Raw genomic sequence first — 17719 nt, 5'->3', positions numbered from 1 at the left:
CCTATGCCAATTCGTCAAGCATCGCCTGAACTGCAGAGATCAAGCTGGGCAAAGCGTTTTTCGCGATATTCCAGACCGTATCTGGATTGATGGTCGCGTAGCCGTGGATCTACTGGTTTCTGAAGGCGACGATCTGTGGCACGTCTGGGATACGGGCTGCCAAGGGGGCATCCAGCTTGGCGAGTTGGTTGAGTGCCTCGCCTATCACTTCGAACTTGCGCTCCACTGCAGCCTGAACCAGTTCATTGTTCACATAGGCATTGGCATCCAGGGCCGCAGTGAAAGACTGGATCGCCTGCGCCGCCTCGCGCACATCCCAGAGAAACGCTCGCGGATCACGGTGCATACACGGGTTCGCGATAGCGGTTGATGCTTGCCAGTACGTAGGGGTTGCGCACGGCGCCCGGCTCCACCAGATCGACGCCCCGGCCAAGTAGCTGCTCCAGAGCCGCCTTTGCGCCGTAGAAACTGTGAAGGTCCGGTCGCGCGTCTGGTGCGAATTCCACCAGAAAGTCCGCATCGCTGCTTTCGGGATGGAAGTCGTCTCCCCGCGCAGCCGAACCAAATACCTCCAGTCGACGGATGCCGTAGCGCTGGCAGATGGCAGAGATGCCTGAGCGGTGTTGGGCAATGGCGGGATGCATGAAGGCGAGTGCATCTACTACAGCAAACCGAAAGGATCCGACCATGAAATCGTGTTTCCCGCGACCAGAAGGTTCTGCGGCGCCCACTTTTCGCCAAATGCGTCGATGACGCATGGCTTGCTTGATCAGCGCGCAGCCGCCTTGATCAACAAGCCCGGCGAGATTTTCCAGCTCTGCCCCTCGTCGGTGCGCACACTGGCGGTCTTCTTGTTCAGGCGCAGCACAACGCCGTGCCTGACTCTGCCATCGCTGGGAGTGAAGTGCACGCGGTCACCTTCGGCGAACTGGGCCAGCTCCACCGTGCTCTTGGCCTGGGCCAGCAGGTTGAGGCGTTCGACAACCATCCGGTTGAGGTAGAGCAGGTCTTCCTCTCCCATGTGGCGCAGGGCTTGTGTGAACAACTCCCGGTCAAGAATGGTCTGCTTGTTGCTCATGATGGGCACAAATATAAGGCGCCTGACAGCGGCGGTTCATAGATGGTTTAGGGCAGCACAAACCGAGTGCTGACGCGCCAACGGCCAACCGCCGTCATGTTCAAGAGGTGATCGAACACGTGGTCATTTCGTCGATCCGATTTGAAAATATCGCTCTGATGGTCTATGGTGAAAGCGTCTGGCGACATCCTCCCCCTCACATCCACCGAGCCCCGAGCTCATGAGTCGTCGCCAGACTCTTTCTTTTAATCTGAAAGGAGAACAACATGGGACTACTGGACAAGATTTTTGGCAGCAAGGTCAAGTACCCACCTCTGCCAGCTGGCAGCGAGGCGCTGGTGAAACTCGATGAAATCAAGGCACCTTTGGAAGAGCTGGCGCACAAGGTGTCTGACCACCTGGAGGTGGTGCCGGCAGAACACGAGGCCTTCGTCTTCCTCGGCAAGCCCCCCGAGAATTTTGGCGTGGCCTGGATTCATGACGGCAAGATCACCAGCCTCAAGGACATCGCCAAAGAACACCATCTGTCGCAGGTTGAAGTCGGAGAGCTGATTGTCCGGCTGGGCGAGGCCTATGAGCACGCCAGCGAAACGCCGCGCTACTCGGCTGAAATCGGCGGCAAGCAGATGGTGGTCATTCCGTCGAAGGGTCTGGAGCAGGAGGTGCACCAGATCATGGCGAATACGCTGCACTGACTCACGCTGATTTGGTGCCCAGCACCGAGCGGAGCGACCGCCGCAGGTCATGCAGGGCGGTTGCTCCGTCACCCACATAGCTTGATCCGTGCATCACGGCCAGCACGGCCGGATTGAGGTCGGCCAGTGTGGAGAGTGTTGCGTCTGTGGTGGCGTTGTAGGCCATGAAGTCGCGGAAGGGGCTTTGCTGTTGCTCCAGCAGCGTTTCGTGCGCCTTGGTGGCGATGTCATCGAAGAGTGCGGGCTGCTCGCCCGAGTGGGTGAACAGATCCGAACAAAACAACACGCCTTTCGTCTCTTCGAACAGCAGGCTGGCGTCCCAGCCGTGGGGCACGTGGGGGGTGCTCAGGAAGCGAAAGCGATGCTTGCCTGTGGCGAACACTTCGTCATCTTGAAAGATGCGGTTCTCTCGGCCGGTGGCGTCGTTCACATTGACAAGGGCAGACACCATGTTGCACACCGGCTGCGCCTGGGGTGCGACGGCCAGCCACTGCGTGAGAGAGCCGCACTCGTCCTGCTCGTAGTGGCTGAAACCCACCCAGCGCAGATCCTCGGGCGCGATCAGCTTCGCTACCGCTTCTTGCACCGCCGGAAACAGAAAACCCATGCCCGTGTGATAGAGCAGTGGCTGCTCGTCGCGCACCAGAAACTGGTTGAATTCCAGGTTGTAGTCCGGCAAGTAAGTGGAGATACGGAAGATGTCTTCACCGATCTCGTCAATGCGCGTGTTCGACATGGTCACCTCTCGTGCTGTTTGTGGAGCTGAGCTGATTGGCCGAATGGTAAATCTGAACCCGGATCAACGCTACAGGGGAACAGAGGCGCCTCAACCGTCAACCAACTGACCGCCTCGCGGAATTTCACCGCGTGTTTCATGCCATGGCATGCGTCGCTACGCGCCAACGCAGGGGTCACGGAAATGACGGGCTGAGAGCGCAACAATGCTGTGGCTGGGGTCGCGTGCAATCTTTACTGCAAAGGCTGTGGCGAGCACTACCCGGTCAAGCATTTTTTGAGGGGTCGCCACTGGGTCCACGTACCTGCTGATCTTTGGCATGTGAGAAGAAAGGGCGTTCTGGGCTGCGACTGGCTGCTTGCGTGCCCACCGCTTCAGACAACGGGGTTGCTGATCGTGCCGCATCAATGCGGGCTTGCTCGCCCTTGGGGGCTGTGTTTGATTTCTCTGTGCGATGGACCGAAGCAGAATCCATTTTTCAGAATCTTTGACAGAAGTGCGACGCGGTGTACCGGAAGCAGTTGCTTCCCTCAGTTGGATCTTTCGGCGGCACGGTTGTTTTTATCTCGGAAGAGTCTACCGGTCGGCTCGAATGGGGTGAGCAAATGCTTGCGATGATTTCTGTACCCGCTGCTCCAGGGCCAGTCGACTGCCTGGGCCGCGAGGCTCACGGCACAACCAGACCCAGGCGCCACAGCGAGGTCACCTCGGCCGAGCGCGCGCTGTGCAACGGGTCGTTGGCGTTGCTCGCCTTGCTGTGGCGGGGTTTGGCGTCCAGACGGCCCAGAACCTGCAGGCCGGCTTGCGCGATCCAGCCCATCAGCTCGGCGCGGCTGCGCAGGCCCAGGTGTTCGGCCAGGTCAGACAAGATGAGCCAGCCTTCGCCCCCGGGCAACAGGTGCGCGGCCAGACCATTCAAATAACCCTGCAGCATGCGGCTGCCTTCGTCGTACACCGCGCGTTCCACCGGGGAACTGGCACGGGCCGGTAGCCAGGGTGGGTTGCACACCACCAGCATTGCCTTGCCGGCTGGAAACAGATCGGTTTGCAGCAAGGTCACACGCTCGCTCACGCCCAGTTGCGTCAGGTTTTCCCGGGCGCAGGCCAGCGCTCGCGGGTCCAGGTCGGTGGCGGTGATGGGACCTGCGCCACGGCGAGCCAGCACGGCCGATAGCACGCCTGTGCCGGTGCCAATGTCAAACACCGGCTGGGCGCCTGCACCAGCCTGACCCGGCGGCGCAACCGGCAGCGGGGCCTGGGCCACCAGATCGATGTACTCGCCCCGCACCGGTGAAAACACGCCGTAGTGCGGAAACACGCGGTTGTGGGGCGGCGCGCCCAGCGCGGGAATTTCGACCCCCACACGACGCCACTCCTCGGCGCTGGTGAAGCCCAGCAGTTCGCGCAAAGACGCCACTGAGTGCATGGCGCCCGTTTCGGCGACGCCCCAGGCATGGGTGCAGGCCCGCTGCACATCGGGCGCACGGCGCAGCTTCAGCGTGTGGTCGGGTTCAAAGCGCAGCAGGACCATGCCCAAAATGCGGGCCCGTTGTGCCTGCGCCTGGCGGTGTTTGTGAAAGGCCTCGGCGCCGTCTGGGCTGGCGCTGCTTGCGCCCGCCGGTTGGGCGGCTTTGCGTTTTTTGCGGGTCGGCGTGGCGTCGCAGCGGCGGGCCATGGCCTGCAGCAGTTGGCGGGCGTTGTGAAAGTCGCCCTGCCAGAGCAGGGCGGTGCCGGCGCATGCCAGCCGGTAGGCGGCGTCTGCGGTGATGGTGTCGTCGGCCAGCACCACCCGCTGTGGCACCGGGGCACCTCGTTCGGAGCGCCAGCGCGCCGAGGCGGCCACGCCGTCGGGCGTGGTCCAGTGAATCAACGGGTGGGCGGCGGGCAGGCTAGGGCCTGTTAACACTATTTTTCCAAGTGCGAATGGATTGAAAACAGCGCCAAGCTAGGCGCGCGACGACGGCCAGACGTGCGTCTGGCCTGGGAGCCTGCGCACGCAAGAGCGGGGAGCAGCAGCATGGTGCGTGGCCTGGGTGCAAACGGGGATTGTCCACCAAACGCTCATGGCGTCTCTCGTTTGAGCCGCTCCTCAGCCAGCGCGCTGGCGTCAAACCGGTCCAGACCCGCGCCCAGAACATCCAGCAAAGCCCGGCGGTCAACGTCATCAACAAAAATCGGCTCCCGCCGGTCACCGCGCGAGGTCACGTGATAGACGGCGCCGGGGAATTCAATGCGAAAAGGTCTTGCCATGGCGGCAGGTATCAGCTGATGCGGTCCTGCCAATGGCTGGGCCTGCGGTGCTGGTGCGCCACGGCCAGTATCAGCACCTCACCCGCCTCGACGGTGTAGATCACGCTGTACGGAAAACGGCGCAAGGCGGCAACGGCGAATTCCAGGGGTGAGTGGGAGCCAGCCTGCGGGGTGGCGCTGGATCAGCTGAATGCTGCGCAGCACCTCCACCAAGAACACATCGCCCAACCCCGGGGCTTGGGCTGCATACCAGCTGATGGCTTCATCCAGTTCGGCCTGGGCAGGCGCCAGCAGGCGGACGTTCATGCAGGTCGGGAGTCGATTTGGTACTTCGCGATCACGTCAGACAAAGACGTGGCCTGAATCTCGCCACGGCGGTAGGCCGCCAGCCTCGACTCGGCCTCATTCGCCCAAAGCGCATCCAGCGACGCATCGGGTTCGTCCAGCGTGGCCAGCAGCTGATCCACCAGCGCCAGTCGTTCGTCGGGCGGGAGCTGCAACGCCTGAGCGCTGAGGGATTTTGCGGTGATGGGCATGGTGCTTCCCTTGTGGATGGCTGAAATTGAATGCCAATCCACAGATCCTTCGCTGCGGGGCCACGCATCAGGCCGGGGCTCCCAAAGGCAAAAGGCAAGACCTGACCCTGATGGAGATGAAGTCCGATTGCCGACCGCCGATGGCGGACCTGATCAGCATTGGAGGGGCATCAGGCCGGCCTACCGAAAACTCAAAGCCACACCGACCCTGGCGCCGGGCTGGTCTGGATGGTGAAGTCGGGCGAGCCGCCCAGCACGAAGGCGCCGAGCACCAGGCTGAGCAGCGAGATGAACAGGCTGGCCCAGAACGCCGTCCAGAAGCCATCGACCTTGAAGCCGTCCACCAGCTTGGCCACCAGCATGAGCATCAGCGCGTTGATGACCAGCAGGAACAGGCCGAAGGTGAGCAGCGTCAAGGGAAGCGTGAGCACCACCAGCAGCGGCCTCACCACCGCATTGGCCAGCCCCAGCAGAAGGGCCGAGACCACCAGCGCCGAGGTGCTGCCGAACCGGATGCCCTTGAACAAATGGCTCGTCACCCACAGGGAAAGGGCGGTGATGGCCCAGTGGAGGAGGAATGGGGTGAGGTTGGCGAGCATATGGAGTTGTTTGCATGTTCAAAGCCAAAGGGAGCTGTGGTTGCAGTACTCCTGGTCTTTGCTAAATGAATGGAGCGCTCTTACCTGCCCCAACTGTCCTTCAACCCCGTCACCCGGTTGAACACCGGCTTGCTCCCCGCCACGTGATCCATCCGATCCGCCACAAAGTACCCAAACCGCTCAAACTGGAATTTCTCGTCCGGCTTCGCAGCGGCCAATGAAGGCTCCACATAGGCCGTCACCACTTTCAAGCTGTTCGGGTTCAGCGCCTCAATAAAGTCTTTCCCGCCAGCATCCGGGTTGGGGTCGATGAACAGGCGGTCGTACAACCTCACTTCAGCCAGCACACCGCTGACCACACTCACCCAGGTGATGGCGGCCTTGGCTTTCACGCTGTCGGCGCCGGGGGTGCCGCTCTTGGTGCCGGGGATCACTTTGGCGTGTACTTCGGTCACCGTGCCTTCCGCATCTTTTGCGCAACCAGTGCATTCGATGACGTAGCCGCCTTTGAGGCGCACGACGTTCCCAGGGAACAAGCGCTTGTATCCCTTGGGTGGGACTTCTTCAAAGTCTTCGCGTTCGATCCACACGTGTTTGCCGATCTTGAACACGCGGTCGGGCGGCGGGGTTTGCCCTTCGGCTATTGCCGAGTGGGGCAGGGCGGGCTGGGTGCAGTCTTCGGTGTAATCGTCACTTCCAAAGGCTTCTGCCCAGTTGGTGAGCACCAGCTTGACCGGGTCCAGCACAGCCATGCCGCGGTGGGCCTTGTTTTCCAGGTCTTCGCGCAGGCAGCCTTCCAGGGTGCTGTAGTCGATCCAGGAATCGCTCTTGGTTACACCGATGCGTTCGGCAAACAGCTGGATGCTCTCTGGCGTGTAGCCGCGCCGGCGCAGACCCACGATGGTTGGCATGCGCGGGTCGTCCCATCCGCTCACTTTGTGGTCGTACACCAGTTGCGCCAGCTTGCGCTTGCTTGTGATCACATAGGTGAGGTTGAGGCGGGCGAATTCGTACTGGCGTGGGGGCGGGGCTTTGAGCAGGCCACCTTCGCACAGTCTTTCCAGCAGCCAGTCGTAAAACGGGCGCTGGTCTTCAAATTCCAGTGTGCAGAAGCTGTGGGTGATCTGTTCCAGCGCGTCTTCAATGGGGTGTGCGAAGGTGTACATGGGGTAGATGCACCACTTGTCGCCGGTGTTGTGGTGCGTGGCGCGGCGGATGCGGTAGATGGCCGGGTCGCGCATGTTGATGTTGGGGCTGGCCATGTCGATCTTGGCGCGCAGCACCATGGAGCCGTCTTCGTGCTGGCCGTCGCGCATTTCGCGGAAGCTGGCCAGGTTTTCTTCTGGTGTGCGATTCCGGTGCGGGCTGTCCACGCCGGGCTTGCCAAAGTCGCCGCGGCTGCTGCGCATCTGCTCGGCGGTCTGTTCGTCCACGTAGGCGTGGCCGGATTCGATCAGGTGTTCCGCGGCGCGGTACATGAAGTCGAAGTAGTCGCTGGCCTGGTAGAGGTGGGTTTCGCCCTCAGCCTCCCAATTGAAGCCCAGCCACTTCACCGAGTCGATGATGCTGTTGACGTATTCGGTGTCTTCTTTTTCGGGGTTGGTGTCGTCGAAGCGCAGGTGGCATACGCCGCCGTAGTCGCGCGCCAGGCCAAAGTTGAGGCAGATGCTCTTGGCGTGGCCCACGTGCAGGTAGCCGTTGGGTTCGGGCGGGAAGCGGGTGCGGATGCGCGCCGGGTCTGGCTGGCCGGCTTGGTGGTGGGCGGCGTCACCAGGGCTGCCGCCCCAGCGGCGCTGGCTGTAGGTGCCTTGTTCCAGGTCTTTTTCAATCACCTGTCGCAGGAAGTTGCTGACCTTGTGTTCGGCGGCGTCACCGGCATTGGCGGGCGCGGCCGAATCGTTGTTCTTGGGGGAGGAAGCGGGGGGTTTGGAGCTCATTCGCTCATTCTAGGGCGGCGCTGGTGGTGCGGCCCTGGGTTCTGCGACCTTGGCGTGCCTCTTTGGTGAGGTGGGTGTGCATGGGTTGCACGCCGTGGCGCCATCACATCGCCAGGGTGCGCTCTTCCATCTGGCGGTGTTCGGCCGCGTTGTGGTGGTTCCGGGCTTGCTGGTCTGCTTGCCCCATCTGGCGGAGTGATGCTTGCGCGGGTGTGTTGGCGGCGACGTGGGCGTTCAGCTCGCCTTCGTTAATGCAGATGCCGTCGTATTGCGCGAAGCGCATTTGCCCTTGCTCCACGTGGAAGTGCGTGATGCCGCTCAGGCCCTGCTGCCGCGCAGCGCAGGCCAGGGCGTGCACGGTGTTGTCCATGCCAGCGTCCCAGGGCAGGTGGTGGTGTCGGGCGGTTTCGCGGACATGTTGTTCGCTGTCGCGGATGAGGCGCTGGCTTCGGGGGGAGAGTTGGGGTGGGCGTTCGGGCAGTATGGAGTGTGCCGGTTCTTGTGTGGCTGCAGGGTCGGGGTGGCGTTGCAGGGCTTCCTGCAGGTAGCCTTTGTCGAGAGCGGTTTGCCAGGCGGCGGCGAGGGTTTGGCGTTCGGCGAGGCCTTTGACGTTGCCGCCAACGGCACCCGTGTTGATGATCGAACCAGCTTTGCTCACGTCGGTGCTGGCGCCGTGTTCAGGTTGAACGGACGTCTTCCAGTACTGCACTGCGATGCGCTCTGCGTTCTCTTCCTGGGCGGCCAACTCAGGCTGGTTCACCAGATCCAGGCCCAAGGCTTTACCGTAGGCGGCGTAGTTGCTACGGCCCGTGAGCTGCATATAGCCCCGTCCGCGGTAGGCGTAGCCATCGCCCGCTTCGGTGTTGCCCAGGTTGTTGTGTCCCCAAGTGCCGCCATAGACCTGTTCCGCAACCGCTTGCCGCCGTTCGGTGGCGTCGGTGATGTTGGCAATGATCAGCGCTTGCTCACGCGTCAAGCCGTTGCGCTTGGGGAACACCTCGTACAAGCGGGTCCCGCTGTAGTTGAGGTTTTCTTCGAGCCGGTTGAAATTCAGGCTTTCGTGCTGCGTTTGCCCCATGAAGTTGGCCAGTTCGGCGTGGTTGGTCAGGCCGCTGCGGTAGGCGGCTACCAGCAACGACCCGGCTCGCTCATGCTGGCGCGCGCTGCTCAAGTGGGGGATGTTCGGGTTTGGCATCGTTCAACCTTGTGCACGTCAGCGCCCGGTGCCACCTTGCCGGGCGGTGTCTCGATGGGCCTTTTCCCAGTCGGCTTTTTTCAGCATTTGAGCCATGAACGGATCAAGGCTGTCCCGGTTGATCTGGTTGGTGCAGAGCGAGCCGGTTTCAGACGAGGCCAACGGCCACCCCTTTGGCACGTATTCGTTGGTCACGTCGGCTGGGGAATCAATGTCCAGGCTGAGGTGAAGAAATGCACCCTCGTCGGTTGACACGAACATGTGCGGCACTGCAGAGATGGATACCCAGAAGTACATGTGCTTCTTGTAGTCCTGTGGGTTGGGTGGGTAGGTGTAGGGCTTCTTCCCTTGCTTTGTGCTGATCGCCAGATAGGCGTAGCCGGGGTTGTCAGCCGGTTTGCCCTTGAAGTCGTTGAAACCCGGCGAAGCGCATAGCGACAGCAACTGCCCGTTCCGCAGCTCGCAGCTGAACCCCACCGTCTCAGTGGGCTGGCAGGCATGGGTCAGTTGTGCTGCGTCAGGCGATAGGTGGGTTTGGGTGGTCTGAAGCGCGCAGGCTTGCAGGCCCAGCGCCCCCAGCAACATCAAGGCGGAGCGCAAGAACGGTTTGCGAGAGGCGGGCATGGGTTTGTGTGAGGGAAACAGCGAAATTGCGGCGGATTCTAGAAGCAGGCTGCGTGGATCGATCCTCGAACCTGTCAGGTTTGACAGGCCGTTGCCAAGCGCGAGGTCGACCCGGTCCATTGCAGTGCATGATGTATCGCGCGGGGCTTCGGCAGGCTCGGCCCGAGCGGTTCCTTGGAAGTCAGAGAACGGTTCAAACCGGTCATTCTTCACGCAAGTGCCGCAAACAGGGTCCCCGAACGGACCAGACGGTGGACCACGGTGACGGCGGTGTGCGGTTTCCGGTATCTTCCGTGTCTGCCGGCCTGTCGAGCCATGATCTACACCTTTCCCAGACCATGAACCCGGACAATCCCGAGACCCTGTCGATGGAAGAAAGCCAGTGGGATGAAACCCAACTGGAGGACGTTTTCATTCCGTCGGTGCGGGTGCAACTGGGCTGGATCGATGTGGAAGCGGCGGTGGAGCGCGGGGCGATCGTGCCGGCTGCGGCGCACGCGCTCTGGGCGACCTGGGCCGCGCCCGGCGCCGCCACCCGCCTGCGTGCCGAGGAGGTCTTTGTGGCGGCCGCACTCGACTCCCGCCCCGCAGAACTCACCCGGTTTCGAGCATCGGCGAAAGCCCCCCGATCCTGGCTGCTGCAGAAGCTGTATTCACCCTATGGTCTGGTGGCTGCCGCCCTGGTGGGCGGTGTATTGGCCATTCTGGGGTTGCTCGTCCTGCACTGAAGCTTCTCACGGTTGCGGGGTCTTGGCAGGGCGTGAACGGCCTGCCAGACCCTGGAGGTTGTCAGCCGCTGCGAACCTGCCTACGGCCGCTGCTGGTGCCAGTCGGTGTCGCCCGTGCGGCGAACCTGGCGTTCCAGGTCTTTCTGCATCTGCTTTTCAAACTGCTCGCGCGACTCGCGCACGCGCTGGATCAGGTCGTCTTCGTTGTGCCTGGAGTCCCGTGCCGCCTTGACAAAGCTTTCTGAATAGCGGCGGAAGTCGTCGGCCATTTGTCGCGCGTGGAAGGCGTCAAAGCCCAGGGCCTGCAGCGTGGCGCGACCGCTGCGCAGCGAGCTCTCGAACATTTCGCGTTGCACGTGGTGCACGTTGGCTTCTTCCAGTTCCATGGCGTGCACGGCGTCGCGTGCGCGGGCGATGATTTTCAGGTGTGGCCATTGCGCCTGCAGCGTTTCCACCAGCCGGTTGGCCTGCGCGGCGTCGTCAATGGCCACCACCACCACTTTGGCCCGTGCCACGCCAGCAGCGGCCAGCAGGTCGGGCTGGGTGGCGTCACCAAAGTACACCTGAAAGCCAAAACGGCGCGCGCTGTCCACGGTGTCCGAATCGTGGTCGATCACGGTGGGCTTGAGGCCTGCCCCCAGCAGCAGGCGCGCCACGATCTGCCCGTAGCGGCCAAAGCCGGCCAGCAGCACGGCGGGCTTGTCGTCTTCTATGGCGTCGGTGGGGCGGTCGCTGCCTTCGGGGCGTGCGTACCTGTCAAACGCCATGAGCAGCAGCGGCGTGATGGGCATGGACAGCGCCGCTATCAAGGTGAGCAGGGCGGCGTCTTCGGCCGGAAGCACGCGCGCGGCCTGGGCGGTGGCCAGAATCACGAAAGCGAACTCGCCCACCTGCCCCAGCAGAATGGCCAGCTGTGAACGCGATGCACCGTGCAAATCAACCAGAGGCAGAACCAGCCACACCCCCACCAGCTTCAGCACGGTGATGATCACCAGCCCCGCCACCACCTGCACTGGGGAAGTCAGGAACAGGTCCAGCTGCATGCCCATGCCCACGGCGATGAAGAACAGGCCCAGCAGCAGGCCTTTGAAGGGCAAGATGTCGTTCTCCAGCGCGTGGCGGTAGGGCGAGCTGGCCAACAGCACGCCGGCAATGAAGGCGCCCAGCCCCATGGACAGGCCCACCGCCTGCATGAGCGCGGCCACGCCAAGCACCAGCAGCAGCGCAAAGCCGGTGAACAGTTCGCGTACCGGCAGCCCTGCAATGAAGCGCATCACCGGGTAGGCCACAAAGCGACCAAACACCACCACGCCAGCGATGGCGCCCACCTGCATCAGCGGGCCCAGCCAGCCGCTGGCGTGGGCAGACGGGCTCACCGGCGCCGGTGTGCCCAGCGTGCTGCCCAGCACCGCAGCCAGTGCCAGCAGCGGAATGGCGGCAATGTCTTCAAACAGCAGCATGGCAAAGCCTTTTTGCCCGATGGGCCGCGCCATGAGGTTGCGTTCCTGCAGCAGCGGCACGGTAATGGCGGTGCTTGACAACGCCATGGCCAGGCTGCCGATCAGCGTGGCCTGCCAGGTCCAGCCCATGGCAAAGCCCAGCGGCATCAGCAGCACGGTGCAGGCCCCCAGCTGTAGCGCGCCGCCGCCAAACACGGCGCTGCGCATGGCCCACAGCCGCTGGGGCTCCAGTGCCAGGCCAATCACGAACAGCATCAGCACCACACCCAGTTCAGACACCTGGAGGATGGTGGCCGGATCAGACACCAGCCCCAGACCCACGGGCCCCAGCAGCACGCCGGCCAGCAGGTAACCCAGCACCGAACCCAGGTTCAGGCGCACCGCCAGCGGCACCAGAATGAGCGCAGCCAGCAGGAAAAGAATGGCCTGGTTCATGGCTGTGCCTCGGGTGCGGGCCGAGCTGGCATATTGGCCAGGTGGTGATGCAAACGCTGCACAAGCGCCGTGCGCGCATCGTCTACCTGCTTTGTGGTGCAGCTGTGCCCGCCGTGCACCACAAAGGGCGGCAACCAGTGCATGCCGCAAAAGCGCGCCGTGTGTTCAATGGGGGCCACGTAGTCCGCGAACGGGCGCATGTGTGCGCCGCCCGGGGCATAGGTGGCCTCGGCCCCTCCCGCGCTGGCCACCCACCAGGCGGTTTTGCCATGAAGCGCATTCGCACCGTGGCCATAGGCCCAGCCGTGGGTAAGCACCTGGTCGAACCAGTGCTTCATGAGCGCGGGCACGCTGTACCAGTGCACCGGCGCCAGCCAGACGATCAGGTCGGCGCGGCTGAGCGCTTCCTGTTCGGCCGCCACGTCGATGTCAAAGTCCGGGTACAGCGCGTAGAGCGAACGCACGGCGGTGTGCTTCAGTGGGGTCAGCGCTTCAAGCAGCGTCTGGGTGACGACGGACTGGCCCGGGCGGGGGTGGGCGTGGATGACCAGGGTGTTGGGCATGGGCAATCGGCGCAATGAAGCTGGAACGACCGCACGATAGCACCCGGTCTGCTTGCCTGCGTGGGCCTTGGAAGCGACGCCCGGCTGGCGTTGTCCGGATCTCCAAATGGAGAGCCGGGCGCCAGGGGAATACCCCCTGGGCCCGGCTCGATGCCGGCCAGCGCCTTTGTATGGGCCTGACCTGTGCGCGATGGCGGTCGCGCCGTGCAGCGCAACCGCCTTGAAACTTTATCGGCAGGTCAGAATGTCAACTTGAGCTGCAGCACGGCGGTGGTACCACTCACTTCGTTGCCCACCAGCAACAGGGGTCTGCCGTTGGGTGAATCGTTGGCGGGGATGAAGGTCAGGCCTTCGGGGCCAAGGTCGCCCACCGAGTCCAGCACGGTCGACGGGTTTGCCGTGGTCCAGTCTTCACGGGTGTTGAGGTAGTCCATGCGAACGGGGGCTTTCGGGTTGGTGATGTCGTACACCAGCACACCGCCCATGCGCTCCAGGCCCACAAAGGCAAAGGTCTTTTTCCCGATGGTGCCGATCGCCACGCCTTCGGGTTCAGGGCCTTTGTTGTCGCTGCGGTTGTCCAGCGAGCTACCGGCGACGTGGTTGGAATTGAAGAAGGTCTTGCAGGGAATGTTGCGCTTGGCGCCAGCCATGCATTCGTCGCTGGCCAGGAATTTTTCGATGTCGGCACCCGAATCCCACACCTGCTCGCCTTTTTCGTTCCAGATCGAAATCGATCGGCCACCGTAGGCGTAGAGGTGGTCGTACATGAGCCGGTTGCCAGCGGGGTCCTGCAGACCGCTGGCATTGAACAGAATGGGGTTGCCCATGGTGTCGCGGCGGTAGCCCTCGGTCCAGGTGATGGTGAGCCGGCCCAGGTTGTTGTCGGCCCGGCAGTCGCCCGGGTTGCCCGCCACGGCGCCACAGTAGGCGAAGGTGGAGGGGTTGAGCAGGCCACCTGCGGCCAGCGCGTTGAGTTGCGGTGGCAGGTCGTCGCCCGCACGACCGCCCCAGCCGTTGCGGTTGATGAGGTGCTTGACGCGGAATTCCTCCACAAAGCCCAGGCTGGCGTCGCCATTCCAGTACGCTTTGTTGGTTTCGCCCCAGGCGCGCGCGTCGCCTTCGTTGGCGCTCACGATGTAGTTCTGCTTGCCCACGCTGTAGGCAGCGATGGCGTCGGGCATGTACATGCCGCGCACGCCGGGCCAGGTGCGGATGTCGGCCTTCAGATCGGTGTCGGACGCATCGATCTCGTTACCCTTGAGACCATGGTCCTTGTGGCCGAGCGCCACGATGCGCTGCACCTCGGCCTTCTTGATGTCGAGGATGGCGAAAGCGTTGTTCTCTTGCAGGGCGACCCAGGCCGTCTTGCCGTCGGCAGAGACGGCGATGTACTCGGGTTCAAAGTCTTGCGCCGCCGATGCGCCCGGGCCAAAGATGCGCACACCCTGAGCGCGCAGCGTGGTTTCCTGGCCATTGAAGGCGGCGAAGCCGGCCGTGCGAACGGTGGGCTTGGCCGGCTGCTTGACGTCGATGACGCTGATCGAGCCTTCCGGGTCGATCTGGTAGTCGTCGCTGGGCTCGCCTTCGTTGGCCACCAGCAAGGTTTTTCCGTCGGGCGTGAAAACCAGCATGTCGGGCAGGGCGCCCACTTCCACATGACTGATCAGCTTCAGGTCGCGAGCACGGTACAAGGCCACGCGGCCGTTGTCGGTCTTGGTGCTGGCTTGAATGGCCACGGCCACCAGACCGTCGTGCACCGCCACGCTGTTGACCACAGAGCCAGGCAGGATGCTGTCGGTGGCGATTTCGCCGATTTTCTCTGGCCGGGTGGGGTCGCTGAGGTCGAGCACATCGATCTTGCCGGCGGCGGCATTGACCACGAACGCACGCTGCGTTGCGGCGTCAAATGCCGGGATCTCGGCGGCGCTTTCTCCAAACACACCGGAGCTGTAACCGCCAATCTTCTCCAGCATCACACCCACCGGCGTGGCCTTGCCTTCTTGTGGCGGGGGCGTTTCTCCACCGCCGCAAGCCACCAGTGCAGCAGCTGCGACCAGTGAGGCAGTGAACAGGCGGGTGCGGGAAGGCGTCAGTGTGTTCTTCATGGGTGGGTACGGGAGGTGTTGTGAATACCTACGTTGTACCGACCGAACGTGACATTGGTGTGGCAGTGCGGTGAGGATGCCCGCACGCGCTCTGACTATTGTCCGAAACGCGGGCCGTTTTTCAGGAATTCCAACTCTTCGGCGGTGGTTTCGCGCCCCAGGGCCTCATTGCGGTACGGGAAACGACCATAGGCCGCCACGATGTCGCGGTGTTCCAGCGCGAACTTCAGGTTGCCGTTCAGCGTCTCGCGCAGATCGCGAGGGGCGTTTTCTGCCAGTTCGGTGAAGTGCGCCACGCAGGCTTCTTGCAGCGCCAGGTGTTCGGCATGCATCAAGGGCATGTAGAGGAAGATGCGCGCCACACGAGGCAAGGGCTTGTCTTCGTCTTGCGCGAGCGTGCGCAGCACCAGCTGCTGGGCTCTGGCGTCGCCGGCAAAGGCCTGTGCCGTGCCCCGGTGCACGTTGCGCGTGAACTGGTCGAGCACGATGATGAGCGCCAGCCTTTGATCAAGCGTCGTCTCCCATTCTGCGAGACCACCGGCCAGCGCCTGTTCCACCAGATGACCGAACTGCTGGGTGATGAGCTGGTCTTGCGCGGCGCCGCCACCAAACCAGAGGTCGTTGCGGTCTTGTTCGGGCCAGTCGCTTTTCAAGGCATCGCCCAGCCAGAAGGTGAGCACGGCGTTGGACGGGGTTTCTGTGGCGGGTGTGGAACTGGATGGCGTGTTCATGACGGAAAAGGGTGCTGGAGGTGTAACAACGGCGTTCTGCTTACGTTTTGCAACGTCTTTGACCAAGCATGCGGTACAGGTTACCGGGGAATTGTCTGTAATGCTTCTACGGGACACAGAATCGCCCCGCAACCAGGAGCCCACCATGAACAGCCTGACTTTGAACAAACCCTGGAGCCGCACTTCGGCTTGGGCCCGAGCCCTTTCGCTGGCCGCCCTTGCAGCTGGGGCATGGGCCATTTCGAGCACCCAGGCGCATGCGCGCGACGTGCAGTTTTCCGTAGGCGTGCACGCGCCGGGCATCAGCCTGGGCGTTTCCAACAGCCATGGCTACCACCGCCCGCCCGTTTACTACGCGCCGCCTCCTGTGTACTACGCGCCGCCGCAGGTCTATTACGCGCCGCCACCGGTTTATTACGCACCGCCGCCGGTTTATCACCGGGGCGTCCGCCCAGTGGTGGTGACGCCGCCACCGATCTACTACGAACGCCCGAGCCATCGCTCCCAGTGGGATGGCCGGCGTGATCGGCACGACCGCGGTGATCGACGATACGATGGTCACAGGTACGGCCACGGCTACCGCTAACGCGCTTCACATAGGGACGATGCACAGGCATTCGTTGCGGGAGAGCACCCGTCTGCGATAGGCTGATCGCCTGCCCAGTACCAGAGCCAGCTGGGAGCGGTACAGGTCGGCCAGGCGGTTTTTTTCTACCGTGTCCGGCTTCAGTTCAATCAGGTCTGTCCGGCAACCCAGGTCGGAGAGCAAGTGCTGCTGCAACTGGTGGTTGGTTTGTGACCAGGCATAGGGCAGTTCCGCGTAAAAGCCGATGCGGGCTGTGCTGCCCGCCAGTGCATGCCACAGTCGGTCGCGGGTCTGCACATGTTCGCCGTGCGGCAAGAAGGCGCTGCCGGGGCGTCGCAGGATACGCAGGGCCAGTCCCACCAGCATTGCCGACCGCGGTGAAGGGTTGCCTGCACCGGCAGGCAGCAGCACCAGGGTGTTGTCCAGCCCCGCAGGACGCGCCCGTTCCAGCGTTTGGACCAGTCGGGTGGCGCGTGCCTCGCTCAGGTCGCCTGGCCGCAGACCCAGGTGCTGGAAGCGGCACCCGATGCTTCGCATGGCGAGAATGTCCTCTTGCCTGCGTGCGGCATGCTCGGCCGCGCTGTCACCAAAACCTGCTGCGCGGGCCCAGTTGGATGACTGACCGGGCAGGGCCTCCGTGAACAGCGTGATGACTTCCGAGCGTTCCGGTGCTCCGCTCAGAAACCCGGCCACAGAGAAGACCGCGTCGTCCAGGTGGGGTGACACGAAGATCACATGCTCGAAGCGGTGTTCGTCCAGCCATGCACGCACCGCAGTTTCGTCCGGCAAGAATGTCATGCCCGCGCCTCGAGGGTCTCGCAAGGGCCTTGCAGGGAAAGGATCGGTCGCTCGAATTTCCCCGAAAGAACGTGCTCTCTGAAGACGCACCTTGCTGCGCCTGCTTCGATCGCTCCCTCCTGTTGCCCTGCATGCATTCGCTGATATCCCTTGATCGGTGAGTCGGGTTGCGTATCCTGTTTTGGCAATGCCGCCGTAGGTGCTCGGCGGTCTGGTTCAATGCGCCATCGCGGAAATGTTCCGAGGGCGGTGGTTGAAGAGGGAGGTGGTGCCTTTGCCCGGCGGCGCCTTGGTGATCATCTGCCCCTTTCAGCCAATCTTCCCCTCGAACAACATGGAACCTGTGAGATGCCGAAATGCGGCGCGTGGGTTCGCAACAGCCCATCCCATTGTCACGCACCGCAAGCTTGCGTTGGCCGTTCTCGGCATTGGCGGTGACTTGCACCTTTCCGCCGTTGAGGTGGGACGCCAGCCCGTGATTCAGTGCATTCTCCACCAGAGGCCGCTGCAAAATGCGTGGAACCGGATCGCCCCACGTCGGGCATGAACCGCTGCGGGGCCTGATGGTGTGGCTCAACGCCCGTTGACCCGTCGTGGGCGCCGTCGATCCCGTTCGAACTCTTTGCCTCCAACTGATTCAAAAACGGGGTGGAGGTAGGATGT

General features: G+C 63.0%; 18 protein-coding genes and 1 pseudogene. 3 read left to right on the top strand and 16 right to left on the bottom strand.

Features of this window, described 5'->3' with window-relative positions:
* Position 1 precedes the first annotated feature (1 nt).
* From Q7V46_RS18105 to Q7V46_RS18095, 3 genes and pseudogenes are all read right to left on the bottom strand, one after another.
* A pseudogene (locus Q7V46_RS18105) lies at positions 2-346 on the bottom strand (DUF86 domain-containing protein).
* Complete coding sequence (locus tag Q7V46_RS18100) at positions 336-644, bottom strand: nucleotidyltransferase family protein (protein ID WP_304914964.1); 309 nt, start codon at positions 642-644, stop codon at positions 336-338. Before Q7V46_RS18100 ends, Q7V46_RS18105 begins: the two are co-directional and overlap by 11 nt.
* A 125-nt stretch (positions 645-769) precedes the next feature.
* Positions 770-1078, bottom strand: a complete 309-nt coding sequence (locus tag Q7V46_RS18095) for a hypothetical protein (protein WP_304914963.1) — start codon at positions 1076-1078, stop codon at positions 770-772.
* A gap of 266 nt (positions 1079-1344) precedes the next feature.
* Here Q7V46_RS18095 and Q7V46_RS18090 point away from each other — a divergent pair, with 266 nt between their 5' ends.
* Positions 1345-1773 (top strand): hypothetical protein, encoded by a 429-nt coding sequence (locus Q7V46_RS18090; RefSeq protein WP_304914962.1) that lies wholly within the window; start codon positions 1345-1347, stop codon positions 1771-1773.
* A 1-nt stretch (position 1774) separates the two neighbouring features.
* Here the strand turns inward: Q7V46_RS18090 and Q7V46_RS18085 are convergent, their stop codons facing one another.
* The 8 genes from Q7V46_RS18085 to Q7V46_RS18050 form a co-directional block, all read right to left on the bottom strand.
* On the bottom strand, positions 1775-2509 hold the full coding sequence (locus tag Q7V46_RS18085) for an MBL fold metallo-hydrolase (RefSeq protein WP_304914961.1): 735 nt from the start codon (positions 2507-2509) through the stop codon (positions 1775-1777).
* Positions 2510-3176: 667 nt separating this feature from the next.
* On the bottom strand, positions 3177-4415 hold the full coding sequence (locus Q7V46_RS18080) for a 50S ribosomal protein L11 methyltransferase (RefSeq protein ID WP_370690382.1): 1239 nt from the start codon (positions 4413-4415) through the stop codon (positions 3177-3179).
* A 155-nt stretch (positions 4416-4570) separates the two neighbouring features.
* A complete protein-coding gene (locus Q7V46_RS18075; protein WP_304914960.1) occupies positions 4571-4759 on the bottom strand; it encodes a hypothetical protein in 189 nt (62 codons plus the stop codon).
* Positions 4760-5061: 302 nt separating this feature from the next.
* Positions 5062-5295: an addiction module protein gene (locus Q7V46_RS18070; protein ID WP_304914959.1), complete on the bottom strand. Its 234-nt coding sequence runs from the start codon at positions 5293-5295 to the stop codon at positions 5062-5064.
* A 191-nt stretch (positions 5296-5486) separates the two neighbouring features.
* Positions 5487-5894 carry a phage holin family protein gene (locus Q7V46_RS18065; RefSeq protein ID WP_304914958.1) on the bottom strand — a complete coding sequence of 136 codons (408 nt, stop codon included), beginning with the start codon at positions 5892-5894 and terminating at the stop codon, positions 5487-5489.
* A gap of 80 nt (positions 5895-5974) precedes the next feature.
* On the bottom strand, positions 5975-7831 hold the full coding sequence (locus Q7V46_RS18060; protein ID WP_304914957.1) for a glutamine--tRNA ligase/YqeY domain fusion protein: 1857 nt from the start codon (positions 7829-7831) through the stop codon (positions 5975-5977).
* A 103-nt stretch (positions 7832-7934) separates the two neighbouring features.
* Positions 7935-9026, bottom strand: coding sequence for a glycoside hydrolase family 19 protein (locus Q7V46_RS18055; protein WP_304914956.1), 1092 nt, complete (start codon positions 9024-9026; stop codon positions 7935-7937).
* 18 nt (positions 9027-9044) lie between these two features.
* A complete protein-coding gene (locus tag Q7V46_RS18050; protein ID WP_304914955.1) occupies positions 9045-9650 on the bottom strand; it encodes a hypothetical protein in 606 nt (201 codons plus the stop codon).
* A gap of 338 nt (positions 9651-9988) precedes the next feature.
* On the opposite strand from Q7V46_RS18050, the gene Q7V46_RS18045 reads away from it, so the two are divergent.
* Positions 9989-10378, top strand: a complete 390-nt coding sequence (locus tag Q7V46_RS18045; protein ID WP_304914954.1) for a hypothetical protein — start codon at positions 9989-9991, stop codon at positions 10376-10378.
* A gap of 80 nt (positions 10379-10458) precedes the next feature.
* On the opposite strand, the gene Q7V46_RS18040 is transcribed toward Q7V46_RS18045, so the two are convergent.
* The 4 genes from Q7V46_RS18040 to Q7V46_RS18025 form a co-directional block, all read right to left on the bottom strand.
* Entirely contained in the window at positions 10459-12273 is a 1815-nt protein-coding gene (locus Q7V46_RS18040; protein ID WP_304914953.1) for a monovalent cation:proton antiporter-2 (CPA2) family protein, read from the bottom strand.
* Complete coding sequence (locus Q7V46_RS18035) at positions 12270-12836, bottom strand: NAD(P)H-dependent oxidoreductase (RefSeq protein ID WP_304914952.1); 567 nt, start codon at positions 12834-12836, stop codon at positions 12270-12272. The genes Q7V46_RS18040 and Q7V46_RS18035 overlap by 4 nt, the downstream gene beginning before the upstream one ends.
* A gap of 239 nt (positions 12837-13075) precedes the next feature.
* A complete protein-coding gene (locus Q7V46_RS18030) occupies positions 13076-14941 on the bottom strand; it encodes a choice-of-anchor I family protein (RefSeq protein ID WP_304914951.1) in 1866 nt (621 codons plus the stop codon).
* 95 nt (positions 14942-15036) lie between these two features.
* Positions 15037-15672 carry a DUF924 family protein gene (locus tag Q7V46_RS18025; protein WP_304914950.1) on the bottom strand — a complete coding sequence of 212 codons (636 nt, stop codon included), beginning with the start codon at positions 15670-15672 and terminating at the stop codon, positions 15037-15039.
* A 145-nt stretch (positions 15673-15817) separates the two neighbouring features.
* On the opposite strand from Q7V46_RS18025, the gene Q7V46_RS18020 reads away from it, so the two are divergent.
* Positions 15818-16258: a hypothetical protein gene (locus Q7V46_RS18020; protein ID WP_304914949.1), complete on the top strand. Its 441-nt coding sequence runs from the start codon at positions 15818-15820 to the stop codon at positions 16256-16258.
* A gap of 6 nt (positions 16259-16264) precedes the next feature.
* Here the strand turns inward: Q7V46_RS18020 and Q7V46_RS18015 are convergent, their stop codons facing one another.
* On the bottom strand, positions 16265-17056 hold the full coding sequence (locus tag Q7V46_RS18015; RefSeq protein ID WP_304914948.1) for a hypothetical protein: 792 nt from the start codon (positions 17054-17056) through the stop codon (positions 16265-16267).
* Between the last annotated feature and the right edge of the window lie 663 nt (positions 17057-17719).

Source organism: Hydrogenophaga sp. (assembly GCF_030651625.1).
Classification (GTDB): domain Bacteria; phylum Pseudomonadota; class Gammaproteobacteria; order Burkholderiales; family Burkholderiaceae_C; genus Hydrogenophaga.
The sequence above is the reverse complement of the archived record's forward strand: the minus strand, read 5'-3'. Positions and strand labels throughout refer to the sequence as shown.